At 52.8% G+C, this 22,504-nt stretch carries 24 protein-coding genes and 3 tRNA genes; 14 read left to right on the top strand and 13 right to left on the bottom strand.

Annotation, left to right across the window (positions count from 1 at the left end; genetic code table 11):
- Positions 1 to 103: 103 nt before the first annotated feature.
- From opgB to MUU51_RS13085, 6 genes are all read right to left on the bottom strand, one after another.
- Complete coding sequence (opgB, locus tag MUU51_RS13110; protein WP_258967894.1) at positions 104 to 2,395, bottom strand: phosphatidylglycerol--membrane-oligosaccharide glycerophosphotransferase; 2,292 nt, start codon at positions 2,393 to 2,395, stop codon at positions 104 to 106.
- 184 nt (positions 2,396 to 2,579) lie between these two features.
- Positions 2,580 to 3,071, bottom strand: a complete 492-nt coding sequence (locus MUU51_RS13105; protein WP_159771452.1) for a YjjA family protein — start codon at positions 3,069 to 3,071, stop codon at positions 2,580 to 2,582.
- A 60-nt stretch (positions 3,072 to 3,131) separates the two neighbouring features.
- A complete protein-coding gene (dnaC, locus tag MUU51_RS13100; RefSeq protein ID WP_159761806.1) occupies positions 3,132 to 3,869 on the bottom strand; it encodes a replicative helicase loader DnaC in 738 nt (245 codons plus the stop codon).
- A 2-nt stretch (positions 3,870 to 3,871) separates the two neighbouring features.
- Positions 3,872 to 4,411, bottom strand: coding sequence for a primosomal protein DnaT (dnaT, locus tag MUU51_RS13095; RefSeq protein ID WP_159771449.1), 540 nt, complete (start codon positions 4,409 to 4,411; stop codon positions 3,872 to 3,874).
- Between the two features lie 102 nt (positions 4,412 to 4,513).
- A complete protein-coding gene (locus MUU51_RS13090) occupies positions 4,514 to 4,987 on the bottom strand; it encodes a threonine/serine exporter (protein WP_159771446.1) in 474 nt (157 codons plus the stop codon).
- Positions 4,978 to 5,754 carry a threonine/serine exporter family protein gene (locus tag MUU51_RS13085; RefSeq protein ID WP_159771443.1) on the bottom strand — a complete coding sequence of 259 codons (777 nt, stop codon included), beginning with the start codon at positions 5,752 to 5,754 and terminating at the stop codon, positions 4,978 to 4,980. Before MUU51_RS13085 ends, MUU51_RS13090 begins: the two co-directional genes overlap by 10 nt.
- Positions 5,755 to 6,029: 275 nt before the next feature.
- Here MUU51_RS13085 and pobA point away from each other — a divergent pair, with 275 nt between their 5' ends.
- From pobA to bglJ, 4 genes are all read left to right on the top strand, one after another.
- On the top strand, positions 6,030 to 7,214 hold the full coding sequence (gene pobA, locus MUU51_RS13080; RefSeq protein ID WP_159771440.1) for a 4-hydroxybenzoate 3-monooxygenase: 1,185 nt from the start codon (positions 6,030 to 6,032) through the stop codon (positions 7,212 to 7,214).
- Positions 7,215 to 7,237: 23 nt separating this feature from the next.
- Positions 7,238 to 8,107 (top strand): helix-turn-helix domain-containing protein, encoded by an 870-nt coding sequence (locus MUU51_RS13075; protein WP_159771437.1) that lies wholly within the window; start codon positions 7,238 to 7,240, stop codon positions 8,105 to 8,107.
- A gap of 255 nt (positions 8,108 to 8,362) precedes the next feature.
- On the top strand, positions 8,363 to 9,097 hold the full coding sequence (locus tag MUU51_RS13070) for a helix-turn-helix transcriptional regulator (protein ID WP_159771434.1): 735 nt from the start codon (positions 8,363 to 8,365) through the stop codon (positions 9,095 to 9,097).
- Entirely contained in the window at positions 9,046 to 9,711 is a 666-nt protein-coding gene (gene bglJ / locus MUU51_RS13065; protein WP_258967893.1) for a DNA-binding transcriptional activator BglJ, read from the top strand. The genes MUU51_RS13070 and bglJ overlap by 52 nt, the downstream gene beginning before the upstream one ends.
- Before the next feature lie 10 nt (positions 9,712 to 9,721).
- On the opposite strand, the gene MUU51_RS13060 is transcribed toward bglJ, so the two are convergent.
- On the bottom strand, positions 9,722 to 10,180 hold the full coding sequence (locus MUU51_RS13060) for a YbaK/EbsC family protein (RefSeq protein ID WP_159771428.1): 459 nt from the start codon (positions 10,178 to 10,180) through the stop codon (positions 9,722 to 9,724).
- 341 nt (positions 10,181 to 10,521) lie between these two features.
- On the opposite strand from MUU51_RS13060, the gene MUU51_RS13055 reads away from it, so the two are divergent.
- Complete coding sequence (locus MUU51_RS13055; protein ID WP_159771426.1) at positions 10,522 to 11,865, top strand: PTS sugar transporter subunit IIC; 1,344 nt, start codon at positions 10,522 to 10,524, stop codon at positions 11,863 to 11,865.
- Between the two features lie 71 nt (positions 11,866 to 11,936).
- Here the strand turns inward: MUU51_RS13055 and fhuF are convergent, their stop codons facing one another.
- Both fhuF and MUU51_RS13045 read right to left on the bottom strand, forming a co-directional pair.
- A complete protein-coding gene (gene fhuF, locus MUU51_RS13050) occupies positions 11,937 to 12,725 on the bottom strand; it encodes a siderophore-iron reductase FhuF (RefSeq protein ID WP_258967892.1) in 789 nt (262 codons plus the stop codon).
- Positions 12,726 to 12,818: 93 nt separating this feature from the next.
- The gene (locus tag MUU51_RS13045; protein WP_159771420.1) at positions 12,819 to 13,883 is read right to left on the bottom strand and encodes a GGDEF domain-containing protein; all 1,065 of its coding nucleotides are present in this window, start codon (positions 13,881 to 13,883) and stop codon (positions 12,819 to 12,821) included.
- Between the two features lie 252 nt (positions 13,884 to 14,135).
- Here MUU51_RS13045 and MUU51_RS13040 point away from each other — a divergent pair, with 252 nt between their 5' ends.
- On the top strand, positions 14,136 to 14,375 hold the full coding sequence (locus tag MUU51_RS13040; RefSeq protein ID WP_159771399.1) for a DUF1435 domain-containing protein: 240 nt from the start codon (positions 14,136 to 14,138) through the stop codon (positions 14,373 to 14,375).
- A 38-nt stretch (positions 14,376 to 14,413) separates the two neighbouring features.
- On the opposite strand, the gene MUU51_RS13035 is transcribed toward MUU51_RS13040, so the two are convergent.
- From MUU51_RS13035 to rsmC, 4 genes are all read right to left on the bottom strand, one after another.
- Positions 14,414 to 14,500 (bottom strand) — tRNA-Leu (locus MUU51_RS13035).
- A 29-nt stretch (positions 14,501 to 14,529) separates the two neighbouring features.
- A tRNA-Leu gene (locus tag MUU51_RS13030) sits at positions 14,530 to 14,616 on the bottom strand.
- Positions 14,617 to 14,645: 29 nt separating this feature from the next.
- Positions 14,646 to 14,732 (bottom strand) — tRNA-Leu (locus MUU51_RS13025).
- Positions 14,733 to 14,912: 180 nt separating this feature from the next.
- Positions 14,913 to 15,941 carry a 16S rRNA (guanine(1207)-N(2))-methyltransferase RsmC gene (gene rsmC / locus MUU51_RS13020; protein ID WP_159771396.1) on the bottom strand — a complete coding sequence of 343 codons (1,029 nt, stop codon included), beginning with the start codon at positions 15,939 to 15,941 and terminating at the stop codon, positions 14,913 to 14,915.
- Between the two features lie 138 nt (positions 15,942 to 16,079).
- On the opposite strand from rsmC, the gene MUU51_RS13015 reads away from it, so the two are divergent.
- From MUU51_RS13015 to MUU51_RS12980, 8 genes are all read left to right on the top strand, one after another.
- Positions 16,080 to 16,493 carry a DNA polymerase III subunit psi gene (locus tag MUU51_RS13015; protein WP_159771393.1) on the top strand — a complete coding sequence of 138 codons (414 nt, stop codon included), beginning with the start codon at positions 16,080 to 16,082 and terminating at the stop codon, positions 16,491 to 16,493.
- Positions 16,462 to 16,908, top strand: coding sequence for a ribosomal protein S18-alanine N-acetyltransferase (gene rimI, locus MUU51_RS13010; RefSeq protein ID WP_258967891.1), 447 nt, complete (start codon positions 16,462 to 16,464; stop codon positions 16,906 to 16,908). Before MUU51_RS13015 ends, rimI begins: the two co-directional genes overlap by 32 nt.
- A 14-nt stretch (positions 16,909 to 16,922) precedes the next feature.
- A complete protein-coding gene (yjjG, locus tag MUU51_RS13005; protein ID WP_159771386.1) occupies positions 16,923 to 17,603 on the top strand; it encodes a pyrimidine 5'-nucleotidase in 681 nt (226 codons plus the stop codon).
- Between the two features lie 90 nt (positions 17,604 to 17,693).
- On the top strand, positions 17,694 to 19,283 hold the full coding sequence (gene prfC / locus MUU51_RS13000) for a peptide chain release factor 3 (RefSeq protein ID WP_159771384.1): 1,590 nt from the start codon (positions 17,694 to 17,696) through the stop codon (positions 19,281 to 19,283).
- A 335-nt stretch (positions 19,284 to 19,618) separates the two neighbouring features.
- Positions 19,619 to 20,230, top strand: a complete 612-nt coding sequence (gene osmY, locus MUU51_RS12995; RefSeq protein WP_159771381.1) for a molecular chaperone OsmY — start codon at positions 19,619 to 19,621, stop codon at positions 20,228 to 20,230.
- A gap of 112 nt (positions 20,231 to 20,342) precedes the next feature.
- Positions 20,343 to 20,504: a DUF1328 domain-containing protein gene (locus MUU51_RS12990; protein WP_007373037.1), complete on the top strand. Its 162-nt coding sequence runs from the start codon at positions 20,343 to 20,345 to the stop codon at positions 20,502 to 20,504.
- Positions 20,505 to 20,618: 114 nt separating this feature from the next.
- Positions 20,619 to 21,692, top strand: a complete 1,074-nt coding sequence (locus MUU51_RS12985) for a patatin-like phospholipase family protein (RefSeq protein WP_159771378.1) — start codon at positions 20,619 to 20,621, stop codon at positions 21,690 to 21,692.
- Entirely contained in the window at positions 21,689 to 22,483 is a 795-nt protein-coding gene (locus tag MUU51_RS12980) for a TatD family hydrolase (RefSeq protein WP_159771375.1), read from the top strand. The genes MUU51_RS12985 and MUU51_RS12980 overlap by 4 nt, the downstream gene beginning before the upstream one ends.
- Positions 22,484 to 22,504 lie beyond the last annotated feature (21 nt).

The following is a 22,504-nucleotide window of genomic DNA, read 5'->3' as shown; positions in this document are numbered from 1 at the left end:
CCCGGCGGCGCAGGCTTGCCGGGCCTACTAAACCTGATTGTGTAGGTCCGCTTTGCATCGCGCCAGCGGGTAAAAAAGAGGGGAGCCTAAGCTCCCCTTGATTTTACCCTTCCGATTTCACCACTTTGATCTCCACCATCCCAATCCCCAACTGGCGTGGGGCGTGGCCGAGAATATTGCCCTCGTTGGTGGTCTGCGGATCCGGCGGCGCGATAGTCAGCAGATTACTGTTTGTCGGGTTGTCGAAATGCAGCGTGGTGGTGGTGACGTCTTTGCCCAGGGTCAGCGTTTGCTCACTGTTGCCGACCCGCACAGGAATCGGTTTATCAGCGTTTTCGCCATAGGCTTTGGCGGTGATCACCAGGTCGAATTTCTGCGGCAGTGGCGTTTTGTACTCAATCTTCACTTCATTGCCCAACTGTGCGTTAGACCAGCGGCCCCAGCTTTCCGGACGTGAAATTCCGCTGAACTGTTTGACCTCTTCCGGCGCACCGGCGACGTTGAAGATGAAACTGTCCGCTTTATAACGAATGTCGTTATCGACGATTTTCAGGGTATCGACGTTGCCTTTATAGCGCTCCATGTCGATAACCGTGTCTTTAAACGCGGCTTTGCCTTTCCATTGCGCTTTATCGACGTGCTGCACAATTTGCTGGCCGCCAAGCTGGCCCTGAGACACGCACCAGTCAGTAGAAAGAGCCAGTTCCGGCGCCCACATCTGGGCCATTTTGTAGCAGCGGTCAATCCACATGAAGTTGTCGCGCGGGGCGAAATCTGCCAGCTGGTAACGCAGCGGGGCGGAGTATTCACTTTCCGGCAGCGGCTCAACGCGGTTATCCGACACCTTCAGCAACAGCGGCAGACGGAAGTGCGACCCGGAGAACGCAATCATCCCTTTCTGCTCATCGATGGTGAAATCTTTGATCGATTTCGGGAAGTTCCACAGGCGAATAATGTCCGGCTTCCACGCCAGCACTTTCTCTTTCATGTTGAGGAACACTTCCGCCAGCGACTGGCCGGACAGGCTGCTGCGACCGAGGCCGATAAAGTTATCGCCGCCAAGAATATCCAGCACCGTCGCGCCGTTATCCATGGTGCTGCGCTTCACGCCCATCACTTCCTGCTGCGGCTTATCGCCACGAATCACGAAGAACAGGTTGCTGCGATCCTGTTTGTTGAGGTAATCCCAGGCGGTGTTTTTCATCGCCAGATGGTCAGATGACACCACGATCACCGTGTTCTTAAAGTACGGAGAGGCTTTGATTTTTTCGATCAGCGCCGCCACGTGTTCCTGGCTGCAGGTTACCGCGCTGAATGACTGGTTGGTTTTACCGTCAATCTCATATTTTTTGCGATCGCAGGTGCGGGAGATGAATCCATCCGGGTGATGGGTATCGACCGTCAGCGTGAACAGCGAGAAGCGCTGGCCGGACTTCGACAGCTCTTCGTACTTTTTCCACACTTCGTCGAGAACCGTGTCGTCGTAGAAGCCCCAGTCATTGCGGTAGCCTGGGTCTGAAACGAGGGTTTTCAGCTCTTCGGCACCGTAAAGATGGTCAAAGCCGTGTGATTGCAGGAATACGTCTTTCCCGGCGAAGCGCAGGTTAGCGCCTTGCATAAAGTAGTTTTTGTAGCCTGAGTTTTTCAGGATGTCACCGAGGCAAATGTTCTGCGGGAAGAAGCTCGAGACCGAGGCCGAGGCGTTGCCTTCGAATGGCGCGAACAGCGGAATACCGCACTGGGAGGCGACCATACCGGCGATGGTGTAATCGGTGCCCGGCAGCTGCATGGTGTGGCTGAAATCGATGCTCTCGTTTTTGAGCTTACCGAGTTCCGGCGTCAGATTCGGGAACGCTTTATTATCGAAATAGGTGCGTTCGAGGCTTTCACCGTAGATATACACCAGGTTCAGCTTCGGATTTGGAATGGTTTTCGACGGCTCTTTATACCAGGCGGCAAAGTCCGGATCGCCATCGCGGGACTGGGATTTTACCAGTTCGGTTATCTGGCGAAATGCCGGGCTGGCATCTACGGACGCGAGAGCAAGCCCCAGCGCCAGGACACTGTAGCCAAGATGATGCGGATGATGGCGACGACGGCGTAGCACCCAGCCGAGTCCACCAAAGACCAGTACCAGCGCCACGACCAGACCAATGCCAGGCAGGATATATTTGCTGATACCCGCACCGGTCAGGCTGTTGGTCAGGGTATAGAGCACGGCATCGTTAATGCCGTCGCCGGTGAAATAATCGCTGGCGTAAAGAGTCAGATTCAGGACCACAAAAAGTCCAAGCACCATCAGGATGGAGGCAAACCACCAGGTATTACGTCCCGCTTTCCATGAATAAATCACGACGGAAGCGAGAAACAGAGCAATAGAAACAAGCTCGGACACGGCACATCCTCAGTCACACAGGCCATCCGCTGACCCGATACTATTTTTTGACCCTACACTGTAATTGCAGTGCCATATTGCTGCAATTATAGCGTCATTAAAATGTGCGCTGATTCAGAATTGGATTAGAAATGGGTGATTTTTAACCCGCTCACATCCGGTGTGTGCGGGTGTTTAGCGGAGATCAGGAGAGGAAATTGGCGCCTTGTTTGAGTACCAGATCGCAAGCCTTGGTTTTCACTTGTTTTCCAAGATCTGAATCGCCCAATGAGCTCAGATTCAGCTGCTGGCCATTTTGGGCGTTAAGCAGACCCTGAATACCGTCCATATAGTTGGTATCGGCTTTCTGTTCTGGCGCGGTATCCAGACCCAGTTTATCCAGCACCTGATTCTTCACGTTTTCGGTATCGGTAACGGAAGTCAGTTTCTGTTGGGCGCAGTAGCTGAGAATACCCGCGGCGTTGTTCATGTTGTCGGCGCTCAGCGCTTTGCCGCTGTCGCTCAGCAGGCTGGTCAGCGAGGAGAGCGAAGTTGTGCCTGTTGACGAAGTGCTTGAGCCACCCAGTTCGCTTGCGGCGCTGGAAAGCGTGTCACTCAGGGAAATTGCGAAGGTGCTGGTGGAGAGCAGGGCGCTGGTCAGCGCGGCAGTGCAAAGAAGACGTTTAGCAGTATTCATAGGTTTTACTCAGTTGACTGAAACCCGGTCAGTATAGCGCTGCCGGGGTTCGGAAAAATCTCAATACTCTTTGCCAGTGACGCGGCTGCGGTAGCTATCCCAGTTGAAAATCACCCACAGGCTGTTGCCCAGACGCATACGGTCCATGACACGTTCGCCCAGCAGCTTATTCATCTCGTCCATGTTGCTGTTGGTCAGCATCCCGGTCGGACGTTTTGACGAAGAGCGGCGGTCAACAATCTGGTTGATGATCACTTTTTCATAGCGCGATTCCGTCTGGACGCCGATCTCATCAATCACCAGCAGATCGACATTGCTCAGATCGTTCAGCAGCTTTTCTTCGGTGGTTTCGCGGTTAGTAAAGGTGTCTTTCATCGCGGACATGATGTCGGCCACGGTGATGATTAACACTGATTTCCCGCGCAGCAGCAGCTCATTGCAGATGGCTGCCGCCAGATGGTTTTTACCGGTTCCAGGTTTACCGGAAAAGATGAAGCTGGCGATGTTGCCGTCGAACTCTTCGACGTACTGACGCGCTTTGGATAACGCGTTCATCTGCCCGTCGCTTTCCACGCGGTAGTTATCAAAGGAACAGTTTTGGTGCAGCGGACGAATGCCGGAGCGGTTGAACGTCCGCTGCATTTTCATCGCCCGGTTTTCACGTTCCAGCGCGGCGGAACGCAGCTGGCCCTGTTCTTTTTGCCACGCAAGCAGCTCTTCACCCGTTTTGAATGCCGGTTCAATATGTTTCGGCATCATTTTCTGCAGGCGCAGCATCAGATCACCAACATTTTTCATCATTAACCTCGGAAACCTGGGGGAATTTGATTATCGGGTTCGGAGAGCGTGTTGAGATCACGTCTCGGCTGCCCGCCGTTGCTGGCTCGCCCGATTTGCAGGCTGCGGGCCAGTTTCTGCTGCCACTGAACGTGATGGAACACTTTGCCTTCCGCCTGCCAGTAGGCGGTAAAAGAGGCCAGCTCTTCCGGGGTGGCGGGCTGCGTCAGCGAGATGCCCCACAGTGCGGCCATCCGCTGAAAATCAGCATCCGGCTGCCAGTCGGCATACATGGCGAATTTGCCCATTGGCACCGCAACCGGCGCGGCCGTCGGCTCGTCGAAGAATTGACCATCCAGCACCACGTCACTGCCCGGTTGGGAGAGTTTAGCCTCCAGCTCAAGCAGTTGCGCCAGGCGTGCGGGCGCAATGGCATAAAACGCCGGTGCATTATTGGCAAACACCGCGATAGCACCGTTTTCGGCATTGTTTAACACGCCGTCGGGATCGCGCAGAAACGCATCAATCCCAATGACGCTGGACGTTAAAATTCTGGAGGACATGGCAATTACTCAAACAAAACGACGACAGGTATAACATGGGCTGATAGTAGCACAGACCAGCCCGCGGGAGGAGATTCCCCAGGCGACGCCTGGGCAGGTAGCTCAGACGCGCGGGCGTTTACGGTACAGCCACAGACCGGGGATCGATAATCCAACCGACAGTGCACCGACGATCGATGTAGCTTTGAGGAAGTTTTCCAGCAACAACATCATCAGCTCATTGCTGTAGCCGACGTGGCTGATTTTCACCGCGGAGATCATCGCGGTATAAGCGGAGATCCCGGGAAACATGGGAATGACCGCGGCGACGGTGAAAATTTTAGGGTGCGCCAGATACCAGCGTGACCATTGGATCCCGATGCTGCCAACCAGCATTGAGGCGATAAACGTCGCCCATTCGATGTTCATCCCTGCCAGCATGATGACCATTCGCGAACTGTGCCCGATAGCGCCCAGTAGCGCACACCAGGCCAGCGCGCGGTGCGGCACGTTAAACACCATCGCAAAACCCACAGCGGGAATGGCGGACAGCAGCATGTCTTGCAGCAGCACTTGCAAAAAATCGATTATACCCATCCGCGCAGCCCCCACAGTGTCATCGCCATCACTACCCCAATACACGTGGCGAGCGTCAGCAGGCTGGCGATAGCCCAACGTGCCAGCCCGGTATTAATGTGACCTTTGAACATATCGGCGACGGCATTGATAAGCGGGAAGCCCGGCACTAACAGCAGCACGCTGGCGGCCATCGCCACCGTAGACGTTTGCTCGAACGCGGGCAGGCGCAGCATCAGCCCGGAAATGGTGGTGGCGACAAACGCGGTGATGCAGAAGTTTATTTGTGGGTGCATCGAGCGATGGGTGAGCACCTGGCGAATATACATGGCCAGCGCGCTGGCGCAGAGAGTGATAAAGGCCCCGTCCCAACCGCCGTTATTAAGTTTGCAGAAACAGGCGCAGGAGAGGCCAACCATAGTGACAACCAGCCAGCGTGGATAGCGCAGCGGTTTTATCTGTGCAAAACGCTTATCGACATCTTTGGTATCCAACAGCTTGTGCTCGGCCATGATCACGATGTGCTGGACCTCAGTCACCACATGCATGTTGATACCGCGATCGTTGTTTTTGCGGGTCGAGGTCAGGCATTTCCCGTCCAGAATCGTGGTCAACACAATAGCGTTCGAGGAGATGGCGCTTTCCACGCCGTCCATGGCCAGTGCTATCCCTAGCCGGGTTGAGAGCTCCTCGACCAACGCGCTCTCTGCCCCGTGTTGCAGCAGTAGCAGGGCGCACTGAATACATAACCGGGTGACTTTTCGTTGCTCTGCGCTATCTGCTTCCATAACGACCGTTCTTGGTTGGCTATTGTCAGGTTCTGAAACCAGGTTTTACCTGAATGCCACGTGAAGCAAGGCCCGGCGAGATCAAACATTGTGAATATGACCTTCGGTTAACGTCTGTTTTTTGAACTGCTCCACAATTTCACAAGATCGTTGAAAAGTGCACGTTTTGTCTGATTTATGCCCTTCTTTTTCCGTTCAAGCTTATCAAAAATGCAATAAGACACTTTATAGATACAAAAAATAAACAAATAATTAACCATTCTGGAGCGGAACTCATGAAAACGCAGGTCGCGATTATCGGGGCGGGCCCATCAGGGCTGTTGCTTGGACAGCTGTTACACAATGCCGGGATTGCTACGGTCATCCTCGAACGTCAGACCCCGGAATACGTGTTGGGTCGTATCCGGGCAGGGATCCTGGAAAGCGGTACCGTAGATTTGCTGCGCCAGGCGGGCGTTTCGCAGCGAATGGATGCCGAGGGCCTGGTACATCATGGCGTGGAGTTTTTGTTTGACGGCGTGCGGATCCCGGTGCCGTTGAGTGAGCTCACGGAAGGTAAAAGCGTGATGGTGTACGGCCAGACCGAAGTGACGCGTGACTTAATGGAAGCCCGTGTCAGCAGCGGCGCGCCGATTGTGTACGGCGTGAGTCAAGTTGAGCTGCACGATATGAAAACGGACAAGCCTTTTGTCACCTTTGAAAAACAGGGCGAAGCCTGTCGGATTGACTGCGATTTTATTGCGGGCTGCGATGGCTTTCACGGCGTGTCGCGTCAAAGTATCCCCAAATCGGTGCTGCGTGAATATGAAAGCGAGTGGCCATTTGGCTGGCTGGGGTTGTTATCCGACACGCCTCCGGTGAATCCGGAGCTTATCTACGCCCATCATGAACGCGGGTTTGTATTATGTAGTCAGCGCTCACTAACCAGAAGCCGCTACTATTTGCAGGTGCCATTGAGCGAGAGCGTTGACGCCTGGAGCGATGAGCGCTTCTGGCAGGAGCTGAAATACCGCTTGCCATCCGAGCTTGCTAATAAGTTAGTGACTGGTCACTCACTTGAGAAGAGCATTGCGCCACTGCGCAGCTATGTTGTCGAGCCGATGCAGTTTGGCCGACTGTTTTTGGTCGGCGATGCGGCGCATATCGTGCCGCCCACTGGCGCAAAAGGGTTGAATCTTGCGGCCTCTGACGTGAACTATTTATGGCGAATTCTCTGCCAGTTCTACCATCACGGGCGTGAAGATTTGCTCGCCAGCTACTCCTCGTTTGCCCTCAATCGGGTATGGAAAGGTGAACGTTTCAGCTGGTTTATGACCCATTTACTGCATGATTTCCAAGATAAAAGTGCATTCGACCGAAAAATGCAGGAAGCCGATCGCCGCTATTATTTAGGCTCACGGGCCGGGCTGACGACGATAGCGGAAAACTATGTGGGCCTGCCTTACGAAACGGTCCGTTAATTACGCCTGCCGCAGGAGTGTGTATGACGCAACAGAGCACGATCCCCGTCTTTAAGCTGTATGGTGAACAGCTTGGTTGGCCGACGCCGGAGCTTCTGCATTGCGAATCTATCCATCAGCGAAGCAGCCTTTATGAATGGCACATCCGTGTGCATCAGCATGCGGAAATGGTGCAGCTGCTGTATCTGCACAAAGGGCAGGCCGAAATTGAAATCGAAGGGGAAAGGAAAGTTGTAAAGGAAGCCAGCATTCAGGTGGTGCCTTCGCTGTGCGTGCACGGTTTTCGTTTTTCGCCCGGCACGCAGGGCTACGTTTTGTCCTTAGCATTACCGTTGCTCAGCCAATTCGACGCTCAGTTTGGCCGCCAGCTTGGGGTCCTGAATCAGCCACATTGCGTCAGCGTAACGCACTCCCGGTCGCACATTCGCACACTGTTTTCGACGTTGCTGGAAGAATATCAGCAGGATAACGACGCCCGCGAATTAATGCTGCACGCGATGCTCAGTGCGCTGCTGGTGTGGCTCAATCGCCAGTGTCAGGGAGCACCGCCTGCAGAAGACCGGGCGGAACGCCGACGTGCGGTGATGCAACAGTTTGCCCGTCATATTGAAAGCCATTATCGGGAACACCTTCCGATGTCCGATTACGCACAGGCGGTGGGTTTATCCGTCACACATTTGAATTATTTGTGCCATGAATTTCATAACTGCAGTGCGCTGAATGTGTTACATCAAAGGCTAATGCTTGAAGCGAAGCGGAGTCTGCAATATACCAGCATGTCGATTATACAACTCTCTGATTACTTAGGTTTTAGTGACGCCACCTATTTCTCTCGTTTTTTTCGGCGCTATGCGGGGATGCCACCTAAAATATTCAGGGAAAAAATGAAATAAGCTGAAAATATATAATTATTTTCTTGATGAATATTCTTTAACGATTTCACTCTGGATGTTAGCTGATGGAGTGTTTATTCTTAATGTGCTAATGTTGAAGGGTTATTTTGTCCGTTACTGCCTTTATTTAACGTTGCAACAAATTAAATTATAGCCCGAGTCAATGGAAGCGTCCTTAGAATAATTCTAATCATGAATGATTGGATGGTTTTAATCAATTATGTAAATAATTCTGGAACATAAAAGGGAGGTTTTATGCTCACGGTATTTAATAGATGTGGCGTAATGATCAGCAATGTCCCCATCATTCAAGCAGGTCTTTTGTCTATCATGAAAGACAACTTTCCAGAATATGAGGTCAGTTGTCATCATCACGTCGATGAGCTCACGATAATACAACTCCAGCGCACGAGTTTGATTGTATGTGATCTGTCTGGCGATCGTTTTCAGGTTAAAGCGCTCTGCGAAAAATATTATTCATTAATGACGCAGTATAGAGAATGTCGTTGGATTTTTATGCTGAATCAAGCCAATTATGCGCTCGCAGTTGAATATTTATTGCGCCCGGAAAGTATCTTACTTTCTGACGCAGAATCTATTCCTGAACTTATTGCGGCTATCCGTGATCAGGGTTCCCAGGCGAATCGCATCAGTACGTCTTTGATGTCACTTGAAGCCACGCCCGCACTCTCTCCTCAGGGATTAAAAACCTCATTGTCTCTCGCAGAGCGTCAGGCCTTACGATTGCTTGCTAAAGGCTGGGGAGTCAATCAGATAGCGATGCTGCTCAGAAAAAGCAACAGGACCATTAGCGCGCAGAAAAATAGCGCCATGCGTCGTTTGTCATTGCGCGGCAACGCAGAGTTATATGCCTGGCTCAACAGCGAACAGGGGATGAAGGAGTTGAATCTCCTTTCCGTATGGGGAGAGCCAATGCCATGGAAAAGCGCACCGCAAATAAACACGTCGCTGTCGTTGAAAACTGTGTAATGACGGAAGCAGGGCTGCGCGGGCTCTTTTCTTGTTGTGCGGGTTCGTTTTATGAATTGCAGGTCTATAAAGGCAGTCAGGAATGGTTTGCACAGACAGAGCAGCGCTTTTATGACATGGTGATTTACTCTGTGGCGGGGGCTCGTGACTCACGCCAACAAAGTATTCGCTTTTTTTCCGATCTTGCTTGTATGCAGCCTGAAGCACTTCGGGTTCTGCTTGCAGAGGATGAAGGACAGGCGACATTAATTCATCACCTATTACCTGTCCCATTACATGCGGTATGGTGCAAAACTTCTTCCGTTGAAAGGCTTCTGATGCAAATTAACGGCTTAATAACCCAGGAGGAGTCGGTACATTCGGCCTGTAAAACGCTCAATACTGTTTCAGGTTCGGTAGGATTAAGCCCGACGGAACGCGCGATTCTTTATTATATGGGAAAGGGCTTTTCCATTCCGGAGATTGCCGTACAGATGGCGCGGAATCCAAAAACTATTCGCACGCATAAGTTCAATGCGATGAATAAGCTCGGGGTGAAGAACTACACGGGATTGCTCTGTGCGGCAGATATCTTACGTTATCTGCCGTTACAGGCGCGGAATGTGACCTGGTGAGACGGTGAGTTTACAGACAGACGTCGATCCAGGTGGCATCGGTGAGTTCTGCCAGGCGTTCAGGGGAGATGCGTACCGCGCTGTGTGTTGCGCCAGCGGCAGGTAATACTTCGTCAAAAGCTTTCAGGGAAACGTCGCAGTAAATGGTCAATGGATTTTCCAGACCAAAAGGGCAGACGCCGCCAACGGGGTGTCCGGTCCAGGTGACGACTTCGTCGCAGCTGAGCATTCGGGCTTTGGCACCAAATGCTGATTTCAGCTTTTTGTTGTCCAGGCGCGCATCGCCTTTCGCCACAACTAAAATGACTTCATCTTTGACTTTCAATGACAGCGTCTTCGCAATCTGACCTGGCGCCACGTTATGCGCCGCTGCAGCAAGTGCCACAGTCGCAGTACTCTGATTCAGTTCTATAATTTCGATATCGGGGGCGCGGTCAGCGAAAAATTGCCGCACGGTTTGCAAACTCATAGTTCTCTCCTGATATAAACAAAATTAATCTGTCACAAGCGGCTGAGGCTGTAAATAAGAGGATGAGTATTCCCAGTATTTCATTGATTTCTCGATCCCCTTCACATTCACTGCAACCGGTTACAGTAACCGGTTGCAGAAGTGTGTCATGCCGATTAATACTGAATGTGTAACTTCCTCTGTATCGCTAAAAAAATAAGAGCCGTGTATGAAACCTATCTTTATCTGCTGTAGATCGGGCCAACCCCCCGGCGTGGTAGTGAACTCACAGTTCGAGATTGCACATCGCGGCACACTAACCGTCGCTGTGCTTACGTCTATCGTTCGTCAGGAGAGCTGCTATGTCTGCTAACCATGCTGCGTTTAATTTGATTTTCCGTTTTGTAGAAAACTATATCAGTCCTGTCGCCGGGCGTATCTCGTCCCAGCGCCATGTGATGGCAATCCGTGATGGCTTCATCTCTGCGATGCCATTTATGATTGTCGGCTCGTTCCTGTTGGTGTTTGCTTATCCTCCTTTCTCGCCGGACACCACCTGGGGCTTTGCCCGCGCGTGGCTGGACATGGCGAAGCAGTTTGAAGGCCGCATTCTGACTCCGTTCGATATGACCATGGGCATTATGTCCATTTATATCTGTGCGGCGATTGCCTATAACCTGGGCAGACATTACGAAAAGAGTTTCCAGCTTGATCCGTTCATGAGTTCAATGCTGTCGATCATGGCGTTCCTGCTGGTTGCTGCGCCTAAGACTGATGGCACGCTGCCGGTTCACAGTCTGGGTGGTACCGGGATTTTCACCGCTATTCTGGTCGCTGTGTACTGCGTAGAATTGATGCGCTTCCTCAAGGCCCACAACATCGGTATTCGTCTGCCAGACCAGGTACCGCCGATGATCAAAAACTCGTTTGATCTACTTATCCCGGTGCTGGTCGTCGTGCTGACGCTGTATCCGCTGAGTCTGTTCATCCAGAGCCAGTTCGATATGCTGATCCCTCAGGCGATCATGTCTATCTTTAAGCCGTTGGTATCCGCTGCTGATTCCTTGCCTGCGATTCTGCTGGCGGTCCTGATCGGTCACCTGCTGTGGTTTGCAGGCATTCACGGTGCGGCTATCGTGTCCGGTATGCTGCAGATGTTCTGGCTGACTAACCTCGGTCTGAACCAGACGGCGCTGGCGCAAAGTGCACCATTACCGCACATCTTTATGGAAGCATTCTGGACCTTCTTTATTGTTATCGGCGGTTCCGGGGCGACGATGGGCCTCGTGTTCTGCTACCTGCGTAGTAAGTCCGCGCACTTGCGTTCGATTGGTCGTCTGGGTGTGGTACCGAGCATCTTTAACATCAACGAACCGGTTATCTTCGGTACGCCAATCGTGATGAACCCAGTGTTCTTCATTCCGTTCCTGTTGGCACCAATGGTTAACGCCACGCTGGCCTGGGCCGCAATGAAGCTGGATCTGATTGGTCGCGTGATCTCCGTTGTTCCATGGACCGCGCCAGCCCCTATCGGTGCGGCATGGGCGTTAGGCTGGGATTTCCGTGCCGTGATCCTGGTCGTACTGCTGGCCTGCGTGTCTGCCATCATCTACTTCCCGTTCTTCAAAGTGTACGAGAAGCAGCTGCTGGAACAGGAAGCCGAAGAAGCGCAGCGCTCAGCGGGAGAAGCTGAACAGGCTGCTTAAGGTTTAGTTAAAGCAAAACAAAAGACCCGGTCGCGTTGCGTTACCGGGTCTTTTTGTATTCAGGGATGTGATTATTTCAGCGTACAGTCGCCGCACTGTTGGACGTCCGGCAGACGGTAGCGCTGACAGCAGGTGCGACGCACCAGCAGACCCTCACGCATCACCACGGTGCGCCACAGCGGATTATCCCGTCCATCGGAGAACTGTTTTTCAAAGAAGAGATGCTGACGCAGGCTGTTGACCTGTTCATCGCCGAGCAGCGTTTTCATTTCACCCAGATACCAGTTAATGAGATAGCCGGTATTACTCCAGATGAGTTTCGCGTTGATCTCCCCGGTCGCTTCCAGAGCCTCGATAACCGGTACCAGTGTTTGCGTCACAAGGTTTTCCATGCGAATCAGTGAAGACTGCTGAGTTAAATAAGGGTCTTCTTGCACATCGACCCAAAATTTGGCGGCACGGCCCGTTTCGTGAAACTCAACGTGAAAATGTTGCGGAGAAAGACTCAGTGCCCGTTTTTCAGTCAGCAGCGCCAGCATCAGCGGTGGCACCTGTAGCCCGATATACCACTGCGCCCACAGGGACAACAACGGTTTGTTTTCCCGCGTCTGAGTGAAATTATTGCGATAGATATGATCGGAATATTGCGCGCACAGCGTAGTCAGCTCGCTGTGGCGGCTCCACTGTGCCAGCGTCATCGTCTGATGTGGATGAGGTTCGTCAAGACGAATGAAATCCAACAGGTGGGGGCGGTGTTCTGCAAATTTATTCTGCAAAGATGCCGCAAGCCCTTGTTCACGCTCAAAGAGCGGGGCGCGCCAGATAATATCGTCAGTGATCGGTGCAGAACGGTAGGCCATGAGCGTAGCTTGGATACAAATCTAAATGATAATGATTGCCAATCCTAGCTATAGCCATAAACAATCGCAACCCTTTTATGCATCTACTGCACTTCATGTACCCTGCAGCGCTTCGCTGGTCAGAATGTTATTACGCCCCAGATGCTTGGCCTCGTACAGCGCTTTGTCAGCCAGCGCCAGCGCTCCGTCGATATCTTCGCCGAGTAGCGGCGCAAGACCGATACTGACCGTCACATTGGTTGCGACGCTGTGGTTAAACATGTGCGGGATTTTCAGGTCGTATACGCGCTGGCGAATACGTTCCGCCGTTTCTAAGGCGGCTTCCGAAGTGGTGGACGTCAATAACACCATAAATTCTTCGCCGCCGTAGCGAGTCACAATGTCTCGAGAACGCACGGCATTGCGTATCGCGGCCGACACCTGGATCAGCGCCTGATCGCCCATCATGTGCCCATAATGGTCGTTGTAGGCTTTGAAATAGTCGATATCCAGCAACAAGACGTAATGCCCGCTGGCATCCAGCGACATCAGTGTTTCAAGGCGGTTTTGCAGACCACGACGGTTATAAAGCCCGGTCAGTGGGTCGAGCATGCTCAGGTCGTTAAGGGTCTGACGCTCTTCCAGCAGCTTGTACATCAGCCCCTGGGCAAAGTCATCGTTACGTCGTTGAATTACGCTCTGAATGGAAATGCCAATAACCGGCAGGGCAAAGCAGTACACCATGCGCAGCCACTGATCGCCTTCGCCAAGGATGAGGCAGGTGATAAGTACGGGCAAAGAATGAAACGTAAAGGCAATGATATTATTAGAAAAAGCAATTGCACCAACAAACAGCACGCTTAATAAAGCGATCACCAGATAGTTAAAATTAGCGTTATCCAGTAAGGGTAATTTAATGGCGATATGCCAGGCCCACAGACAGCCAAACAAAATGGAGATGGCGGGAATATTGATTTTTTTCTCGGCCCAGGCCCAATGACCCAACAGCAAACCTGCGCTGATAACGGTTATCAGCACCAAAGGAAGGGTGATCGCCGAAATGGAATACACCGGGCTAAGCATAGAAAAAAGTGATGAAGCTAAATTAAGAAATAAAAAAAGTCGTAATGAAAATTGATATTTCTTAATGCGCAGCGAACGCCAGGATTGTGATGTCATGTCAGGAAATCGTTTTTATTGTGTGATTGCAGAAACACTAAGCATCAGGAATGACACATTTCACACGGGAACGTTTCGCGCGAAAATATCAGTAACACTAATCAATTCGTATAATCCGCACAATTTATCACCTTAAAGCAACACTGTCACCTGCGTGAAAGTAAAGAGCGCCGCGGTTTTCAGTGCGATCTTGCAAATGATAAAAATTATCATATGATATTGGTTATCATTATTGTTTCGAGAGTCAAAACCATGTTGCAGCGGGCGTTAGGCAGTGGGTGGGGTGTGTTGATTCCTGGCGTGCTTTTAGCCGGGTTGGGCTTTGCCGGTCTGTCAATTGATACCTGGCGAGGTCTGATAGCGCTGGGTTTACTGCTTTCTTGTGTGATGATCTGGCATCGTCAGCTGCGGCATTTTGTGTTGTTGCCATCGGCATTTGCGTTGATAAGCGGGATGATGCTGGTGATGATGAATTTGAAACTGATGGGATAATGAGAAAATCAGGGAGAGAGTAAAGAGAGATAAGAAGCTGGTGCGAGGGGGGGGACTTGAACCCCCACGTCCTTACGAACACTAACACCTGAAGCTAGCGCGTCTACCAATTCCGCCACCTTCGCACAGTCGTCTTATCTTGATATTGTCTCGTTGGTGCGAGGGGGGGGACTTGAACCCCCACGTCCTTACGAACACTAACACCTGAAGCTAGCGCGTCTACCAATTCCGCCACCTTCGCCCAGTGCGAGCAATATCTTACGTGGTATATGGTGCGAGGGGGGGGACTTGAACCCCCACGTCCGTTAGGACACTAACACCTGAAGCTAGCGCGTCTACCAATTCCGCCACCGTCGCATACCATCGACTCTTAAAAAGAATCTTTACCACGGAGGCGCATTCTAGTGGTTTTCGGATTTTCGTCAACAGTTAATTGCAGCAGAATTTTCCGATCGCTGTAAAAATGGGCGCTTTTCGACAGAAAGGGTGGTGCGGTGGGAGCGCCCGCAAGTCAAAGCCTGCGGGCGGGGTAAGTAATTACTTCTTCGCCTGGCGAGTCATCACAGTGCGATAGACTTTAAACCGGCCAGTCTGCGCGAGCACTTCGTGGAAGCCGAAGGTTTCGTCCAGAATTTTTGGATAGGCCAGGAAGGCGTTGGCCACAATGCGCAATTCACCGCCGCTATTCAGATGACGTACCGCCCCGCGGATCAGCTGCTGAGCGGCTTCGAGGCTGGTCTGCAGCCCGTCGTGGAACGGCGGGTTGGAGATAATCATATCGAAACGGCCGGTCACGTCAGAGAAGACGTTACTTGCCAGCACTTCACCTTCGAGGCCGTTAGCGGCAAGCGTTGCACGGCTGGCTTCGACCGCGGCAGCGCTGACGTCACAAAGGGTCAGGCGTACTTTCGGCGAATGGCTCGCCAGCACGGTGGATAACACGCCCGCGCCGCAGCCTACGTCCAGCACTTTACCTTTAGTGTGTGGCGTCAGGGTGGAGAGCAGCAGCTTACTGCCGGTATCCAGGCCATCGCGGCTGAACACGCCCGGCAGCGTTTTGACGGTCAGACCGTCAAGCTGATACTCAGCCCAATTGTCTTCGGCGTTGAACGACGGCTGTTTTTCCAGACGACCGTGATACAGGCCGCAGCGACGTGCGCTGTCGACTTTATTCAGCGGGGCGAATTCAGCAAGCATCTGCTCAGCGCTGCGCACGCCGCTTCGGTTCTCACCGACCACAAAAATATCGGTGCCAATCGGCATCAGCGATAAAATGTTGGTCAGCTGATACAGCGCTTCTGGCTTATTTTTAGGCCAGTAGTAAATCAGCGTATCGCAGTCGGCAACGTCCGCTGCTTCTGCCGTCAGGCTAAAGCGCACGTTCTCACCCATCTCGCGACTCAGGTTCTGCCAGTGGTGATACTGTTGCGTATGGGCGCGGCTAAACGCGGTATCCAGACGAGCGGGCAGGTCATCCTGCAGATCACCGGCAAACATAATGCGGCTTTGTTCGAAATCATCACTGTGGCGCAGCAAGACTTCACTTGCCGGGGTCAATGCAGACATAACGCGTAATCCTCTATAAACGACGGCCGCGATTATACACACTATCTGCCCTCTCTGCGCGTGAGCCTCCTTGCTTTATTGGCGCAAGTTCGACGAATTTGCTATATTTCCGCGCCTGACAGACAGGAGAAACCCGCGATGACATCCCGACGAGACTGGCAACTACAGCAACTGGGCATTACCCAGTGGTCTTTGCGCCGTCCTGCGGTTTTACAGGGCGAAATCGCTATCTCTCTGCCTGACCATATTCGTCTGGTGATGGTGGCGCAAACGCTGCCGCCGCTGACCGAACCGCTGGTGAACGATATCCTCCGTGCGCTGGCCGTAACGCCGGATCAGGTATTACAGCTGACGCCGGAACGCGTCGCAATGCTGCCTGAGGGCGGCCGCTGTAACAGCTGGCGTCTGGGCGACAGTGAACCGGTCGCGCTGGAAGGCGCGCAGGTCATCAGCCCGACATTCGAACAATTGCAGTCCAGCGCGACGGCCCGCGCCGAACTCTGGCAACAAATTTGCGCCCATGAACACGATTTCTTCCCTAAGCCAGACTGATTTACCCCGCGCCCTGCTGATTGAGCAGCGCGCTCACGCTTTCCCGTGGAGCGAGCAGACCCTCGCCAGCAATCAGGGCGAGCGTTATCTCAACCTGCAGCTGACGGTACACGGCGAAATGGCGGCCTTCGCCATTACCCAAATCGTGCTAGACGAAGCCACGCTGTTTAACATCGCCGTTGATCCGGCGTATCAGCGCCGAGGGCTAGGGCGGGAATTGCTCGAACAGGTTATCGACGAAGTAGAAAAACGCGGCGTGGTTACGCTGTGGCTGGAAGTCCGCGCCTCGAACGTTGCCGCCATCGCACTGTATGAAAGCCTGGGTTTCAACGAGGCGACGATTCGACGCAACTACTATCCGACCGCGGAAGGGCGTGAAGACGCAATCATTATGGCACTGCCAATCAGTATGTAAGACAAGGGTTTACGATGAAGATGTGGGACTGGATTTTCTTTGATGCCGACGAAACACTGTTTACTTTCGATTCGTTCAGCGGCTTACAGCGGATGTTTCTTGATTATAGCGTGACCTTCACCGCAGAAGATTTCCAGGACTATCAGGCTGTGAATAAGCCGCTGTGGGTGGATTACCAGAATGGAGCCATCACTTCGCTGCAGTTGCAGCATCAGCGTTTTGAAAGCTGGGCTTCACGCCTGAACGTCAACGCGGGTGATTTAAACGACGCTTTTATGAATGCGATGGCCGAGATCTGCTCCCCGCTGCCGGGAGCCGTTTCACTGCTGAATGCCCTACAAGGCAAGGTGAAAATGGGCATCATCACCAACGGCTTTACCGCGTTGCAGCAAATTCGCCTTGAGCGTACCGGTCTTCGCGATCATTTTGATTTACTGATTATTTCTGAGGAAGTGGGCGTGGCAAAACCTGACGCGCGCATTTTCGACCATGCGCTTGAATGCGCGGGCAACCCGGATCGTTCGCGGGTGCTGATGGTAGGCGATACCGCAGCATCGGACATTCTGGGTGGCATGAATGCCGGTCTTTCTACCTGCTGGTTGAATGCGCATCAGCAGGAATTGCCGTCGCACATTAAACCGACCTGGACAGTGACATCACTTGCCGAGCTGGAGCAACTCCTGTGTAAACATTGATTGTCAGCCCCCGGCTAACGGGTAAAATAGCCGCAATTTCGTATTTAACATGCGCGGTTTGCTGCCGCGTTTACTGAAGAAGAACTGACTATGACGTTGTCTCCTTATTTGCAAGAGGTGGCGAAGCGCCGCACTTTTGCCATCATCTCCCACCCGGATGCCGGTAAAACGACCATCACCGAAAAGGTGCTGTTGTTCGGACAGGCCATTCAGACTGCCGGTACGGTAAAAGGCCGTGGCTCCAGCCAGCATGCGAAATCTGACTGGATGGAGATGGAAAAGCAGCGTGGTATCTCCATTACCACCTCTGTAATGCAGTTCCCGTATCATAACTGCCTGGTCAACTTGCTGGACACCCCGGGTCACGAAGACTTTTCCGAAGATACCTATCGTACCCTGACTGCGGTGGACTGCTGCCTGATGGTCATCGATGCCGCGAAAGGCGTTGAGGATCGAACCCGTAAGCTGATGGAAGTTACCCGTCTGCGCGATACGCCGATCCTGACCTTCATGAACAAACTCGACCGCGACATTCGTGACCCGATGGAAGTGCTGGATGAAGTGGAAAGCGAGCTGAAAATTGGCTGTGCGCCAATCACCTGGCCTATCGGCTGCGGCAAGCTGTTCAAAGGCGTTTATCATCTCTATAAAGATGAAACCTATCTGTACCAGACCGGTAAAGGGCACACTATTCAGGACGTGCGTATCGTTAAAGGGTTGAACAACCCGGAACTCGATACCGCTGTCGGTGAAGATCTGGCCGCGCAGCTGCGTGACGAGCTGGAGCTGGTGCAGGGCGCATCGAATGAATTCGACCAGGAGCTGTTCCTGGCCGGTGAAATCACCCCGGTATTCTTCGGGACCGCACTCGGCAACTTCGGTGTAGACCACATGCTAGACGGTCTGGTGGAATGGGCGCCTGCGCCGATGCCGCGTAAATCTGACACCCGTGAAGTGGAAGCGAAAGAAGAGAAGTTCTCCGGCTTCGTTTTTAAAATTCAGGCCAACATGGACCCGAAACACCGTGACCGCGTGGCGTTCATGCGTGTGGTTTCCGGGCGCTATGAGAAAGGCATGAAGCTGCGCCAGGTGCGCACCGGTAAAGATGTGGTGATTTCCGACGCGCTGACCTTCATGGCGGGCGACCGTTCGCACGTGGAAGAAGCGTACCCGGGCGACATCATCGGTCTGCACAACCATGGCACCATTCAGATTGGTGACACCTTCACTCAGGGTGAAATGATGAAGTTCACCGGCATTCCGAACTTCGCCCCTGAGCTGTTCCGTCGTATTCGCCTCAAAGATCCACTGAAGCAGAAACAGTTGCTCAAAGGTCTGGTTCAGCTTTCCGAAGAAGGCGCGGTTCAGGTCTTCCGTCCGATTGCCAACAACGATCTGATCGTCGGCGCGGTCGGTGTGCTGCAGTTCGACGTGGTGGTTGCGCGTCTGAAGAGCGAGTACAACGTCGAAGCGATTTACGAATCGGTGAACGTGGCTACCGCCCGTTGGGTTGAAAGCACGGACGTGAAGAAGTTCGAAGAGTTCAAGCGTAAGAACGAAATCCAGCTGGCACTCGACGGCGGTGATAACCTTACGTACATCGCACCAACCATGGTTAACCTCAATCTGACCCAGGAACGTTACCCAGAGGTTCTGTTCCGCAAAACCCGCGAGCACTAATCGTCTCCAGAGCACGGCATGCGCCGTGCTCTGTCATTTCCCCTCCTTCTTGATTCCGTTGCAGAAAGTTCTTAAATGAGCCCGTTCACGCCCTAAAACGCCACTTTTTGGCCGTTTGCTCGGGCGAGTTAGAAATTGTTGGCTATATTTAACAAAGTGATGACAAGTTTGCTGGCTTAATCCGCTAATCAATGCGTGTTAAATGGCGTATTAGCCCGTTAAAATTGATAATCGCAATATTAATAACTGTGAGATTGTGGTGATGTTCACCCCTACAGCAATGCGATCATGAAGATCGCCTGAGCTCAAATTCTGAGCAAACTACAGGAATCGAGATGATGACAAGCCAAAAGATGTCCAAAACGCTGCTGGCGATTATGCTGGGTACTGCGATGATGAGCGGTTCTGCACTGGCAGAAACGACGATGGATAAAACGCAATCCGCGGCTGACAGCGCCGGGCAAAAAGTCGACAGCTCAATGAATAAAGTCGGCAACTTTATGGACGACAGCAGCATCACGGCGAAAGTGAAAGCGGCGCTGGTCGATCATGATTCGATTAAAAGCACCGATATTTCGGTGAAAACCGACGATAAAGTGGTCACGCTGAGCGGCTTCGTTGAAAGTCAGGCTCAGGCGGAGCAAGCGGTTAGCGTCGCGAAAGGCGTAGAGGGCGTTTCCTCCGTCAGTGACAAGCTCCATGTGCGTGACAGCACTAAAGAAGGTATGCAGGGTTATGCAGGCGATACTGCAACCACCAGTGAAATCAAAGCCAAACTCCTGGCTGACGACATCGTTCCGTCCCGAAAAGTGAAAGTAGAAACCACTGATGGTGTGGTGCAGCTTTCCGGTACTGTTGACTCCCAGGCGCAAAGTGAACGTGCCGAGAGCATCACCAAAGCGGTTGATGGCGTGAAAAGTGTGAAGAACGACCTTAAAGTTAAATAAATCTATTTAAGACATTCTTCCCCGGCAAATAGTCGGGGAAACGAGTCTGTCGTTTTGAGTGCCTGAGCGTTCATCAAAGCGGTCGACATTCACTATGGTAAAGGAGAATCGTATGTTTCGTTGGGGCATTATATTTCTGGTTATCGCGTTAATCGCCGCCGCTCTGGGCTTTGGTGGTTTAGCCGGTACGGCAGCGGGCGCAGCAAAAATTGTCTTTATCGTCGGTATCATTCTGTTCCTGGTCAGTCTGTTCATGGGACGCCGGCGTCCATAGCGGGTTTAATTTTCGTAACACCAAGCCAGTCCATTGGACTGGCTTTATCAGTTTAAGAGAATCCTTATCTGCGTTATGGTGATGTGACAAAACAATCAAAAACGGGAAAGCAGTGTGGGACAGCGAATTCCGGTAACGCTCGGCAATATTGCGCCACTTTCGGTGAAACCCTTTCGCCCAGGACCGTTAGCGCTGGTATGTGAGGGCGGCGGACAGCGCGGCATTTTTACAGCCGGGGTGCTGGACGAGTTCATGCGTGCGCGATTCAACCCGTTTGATCTGTTCTTAGGTACTTCTGCCGGCGCGCAAAATCTTTCCGCTTATGTGTGTAACCAGCCGGGCTACGCCCGTAAAGTCATCACCCGTTACACCACCTCCCGCGAATTTTTCGATCCGATGCGCTTCGTGCGCGGCGGTAATCTTATCGATCTTGACTGGCTGGTCGAAGCAACGGCGAGCAAAATGCCGCTGGCGATGGACGTCGCTGCGCGTCAGTTTGACGATGGAAAATCGTTCCTGATGTGCGCCTCCCGAGCCGATGACTACTCGCCTGGCTACTTTTCGCCTACCCGCGAAACGTGGATGGATCAGATTCGAGCCTCGAGTGCGATTCCGGGTTTCTATCGTCCAGGCGTGACGCTCGACGGCATTAACTGGCTGGACGGTGGCGTGAGTGATGCGATTCCGGTGCAGGAAGCGGTGAAGCGCGGTGGAAAAACCATTGTGGTTATCCGCACGGTCCCGTCGCAGATGTATTACACGCCGCAGTGGTTCAAACGAATGGAGCGCTGGCTGGGCGAAAGCAGCCTGCAGCCGTTTGTGAATCTGGTCCAGCATCATGAGAAGACCTACCACGCCATTCAGCAGTACATTGAAACGCCGCCGGGAAAAGTACGGATCCTGGAGATTTTCCCGCCTAAACCGCTGAAAAGCATGGCGCTCGGCAGTGGGCTACCTGCGCTGATGGAAGACTATAACGTCGGTCGCCAGTGTGGACGCTATTTCCTGGCGACGATGGGCAAAATGCTGGCCGACCAGCCACCGATATCCCGTTTCCGCCCACGCATAGCCACGCCTTCGCCGCTGGTGGTTCCGCCCGCAGCGGCTGCCAACGATCTTCACAGCGCGACGCTGGTCGATGCGCCGCAGGCCAACGATGCCAATTTTGATAACGAGGGGCTGGCGTGAGTTTCCGCTTTATCGATACCCACTGTCATTTCGATTTCCCGCCATTCGCGGACGACATCGGGCACAGCCTGACGCTTGCGGCGCAGGCGGGCGTCACCAACATCGTTATCCCGGCGACGGAAGCCTCGCGTTTTGAGCAGGTGTTGTCATTGGCGGCGGAACACACGCCGCTGTATGCTGCGTTGGGCCTGCATCCGATAGTGGTTGAAAAGCATAATGACGAGAGCCTGGCGCAGCTTGCGACGCTGCTGGCCCGGAAGCCGCCAAAACTGGTGGCGGTAGGGGAGATTGGGCTTGATTTGTATCGCGACGATCCGCAATTCGACAAACAGCAGGCGCTGCTCGATGAGCAGTTGAAGCTTGCCAAACGCTACGACCTACCGGTGATCCTCCACTCGCGCCGCACCCATGACAAACTGGCGATGCACCTCAAACGGCACAATTTACCCTGTACCGGCGTGGTTCACGGTTTTGCCGGAAGCCTGCAACAGGCGCAGCGATTCATTCAGCTTGGCTATAAGATTGGCGTCGGTGGCACTATCACCTATCCGCGAGCGAACAAAACCCGCGAAGCTATCTCGCAACTTCCTCTTTCTGCTTTGGTTCTGGAAACTGATGCGCCGGATATGCCACTGAACGGCTTTCAAGGGCAGGCTAATCGCCCTGAGCGGGCCGCGCGTGTGTTCGATTCTCTGTGCGAACTGCGTTCCGAATCCCCCGTTGAAATTGCCAATTCCTTGATTGATAACACAGGAAAACTATTCCCCGCCTTATTATTTACGTCGCGTTGAGTGACGTAGATCTCATTATTT

Source organism: Scandinavium manionii (assembly GCF_024764775.1).
GTDB classification, from domain to species: domain Bacteria; phylum Pseudomonadota; class Gammaproteobacteria; order Enterobacterales; family Enterobacteriaceae; genus Scandinavium; species Scandinavium manionii.
Note: the sequence above shows the minus strand (reverse complement) of the source record. Positions and strands in the feature narration are given on the sequence as shown.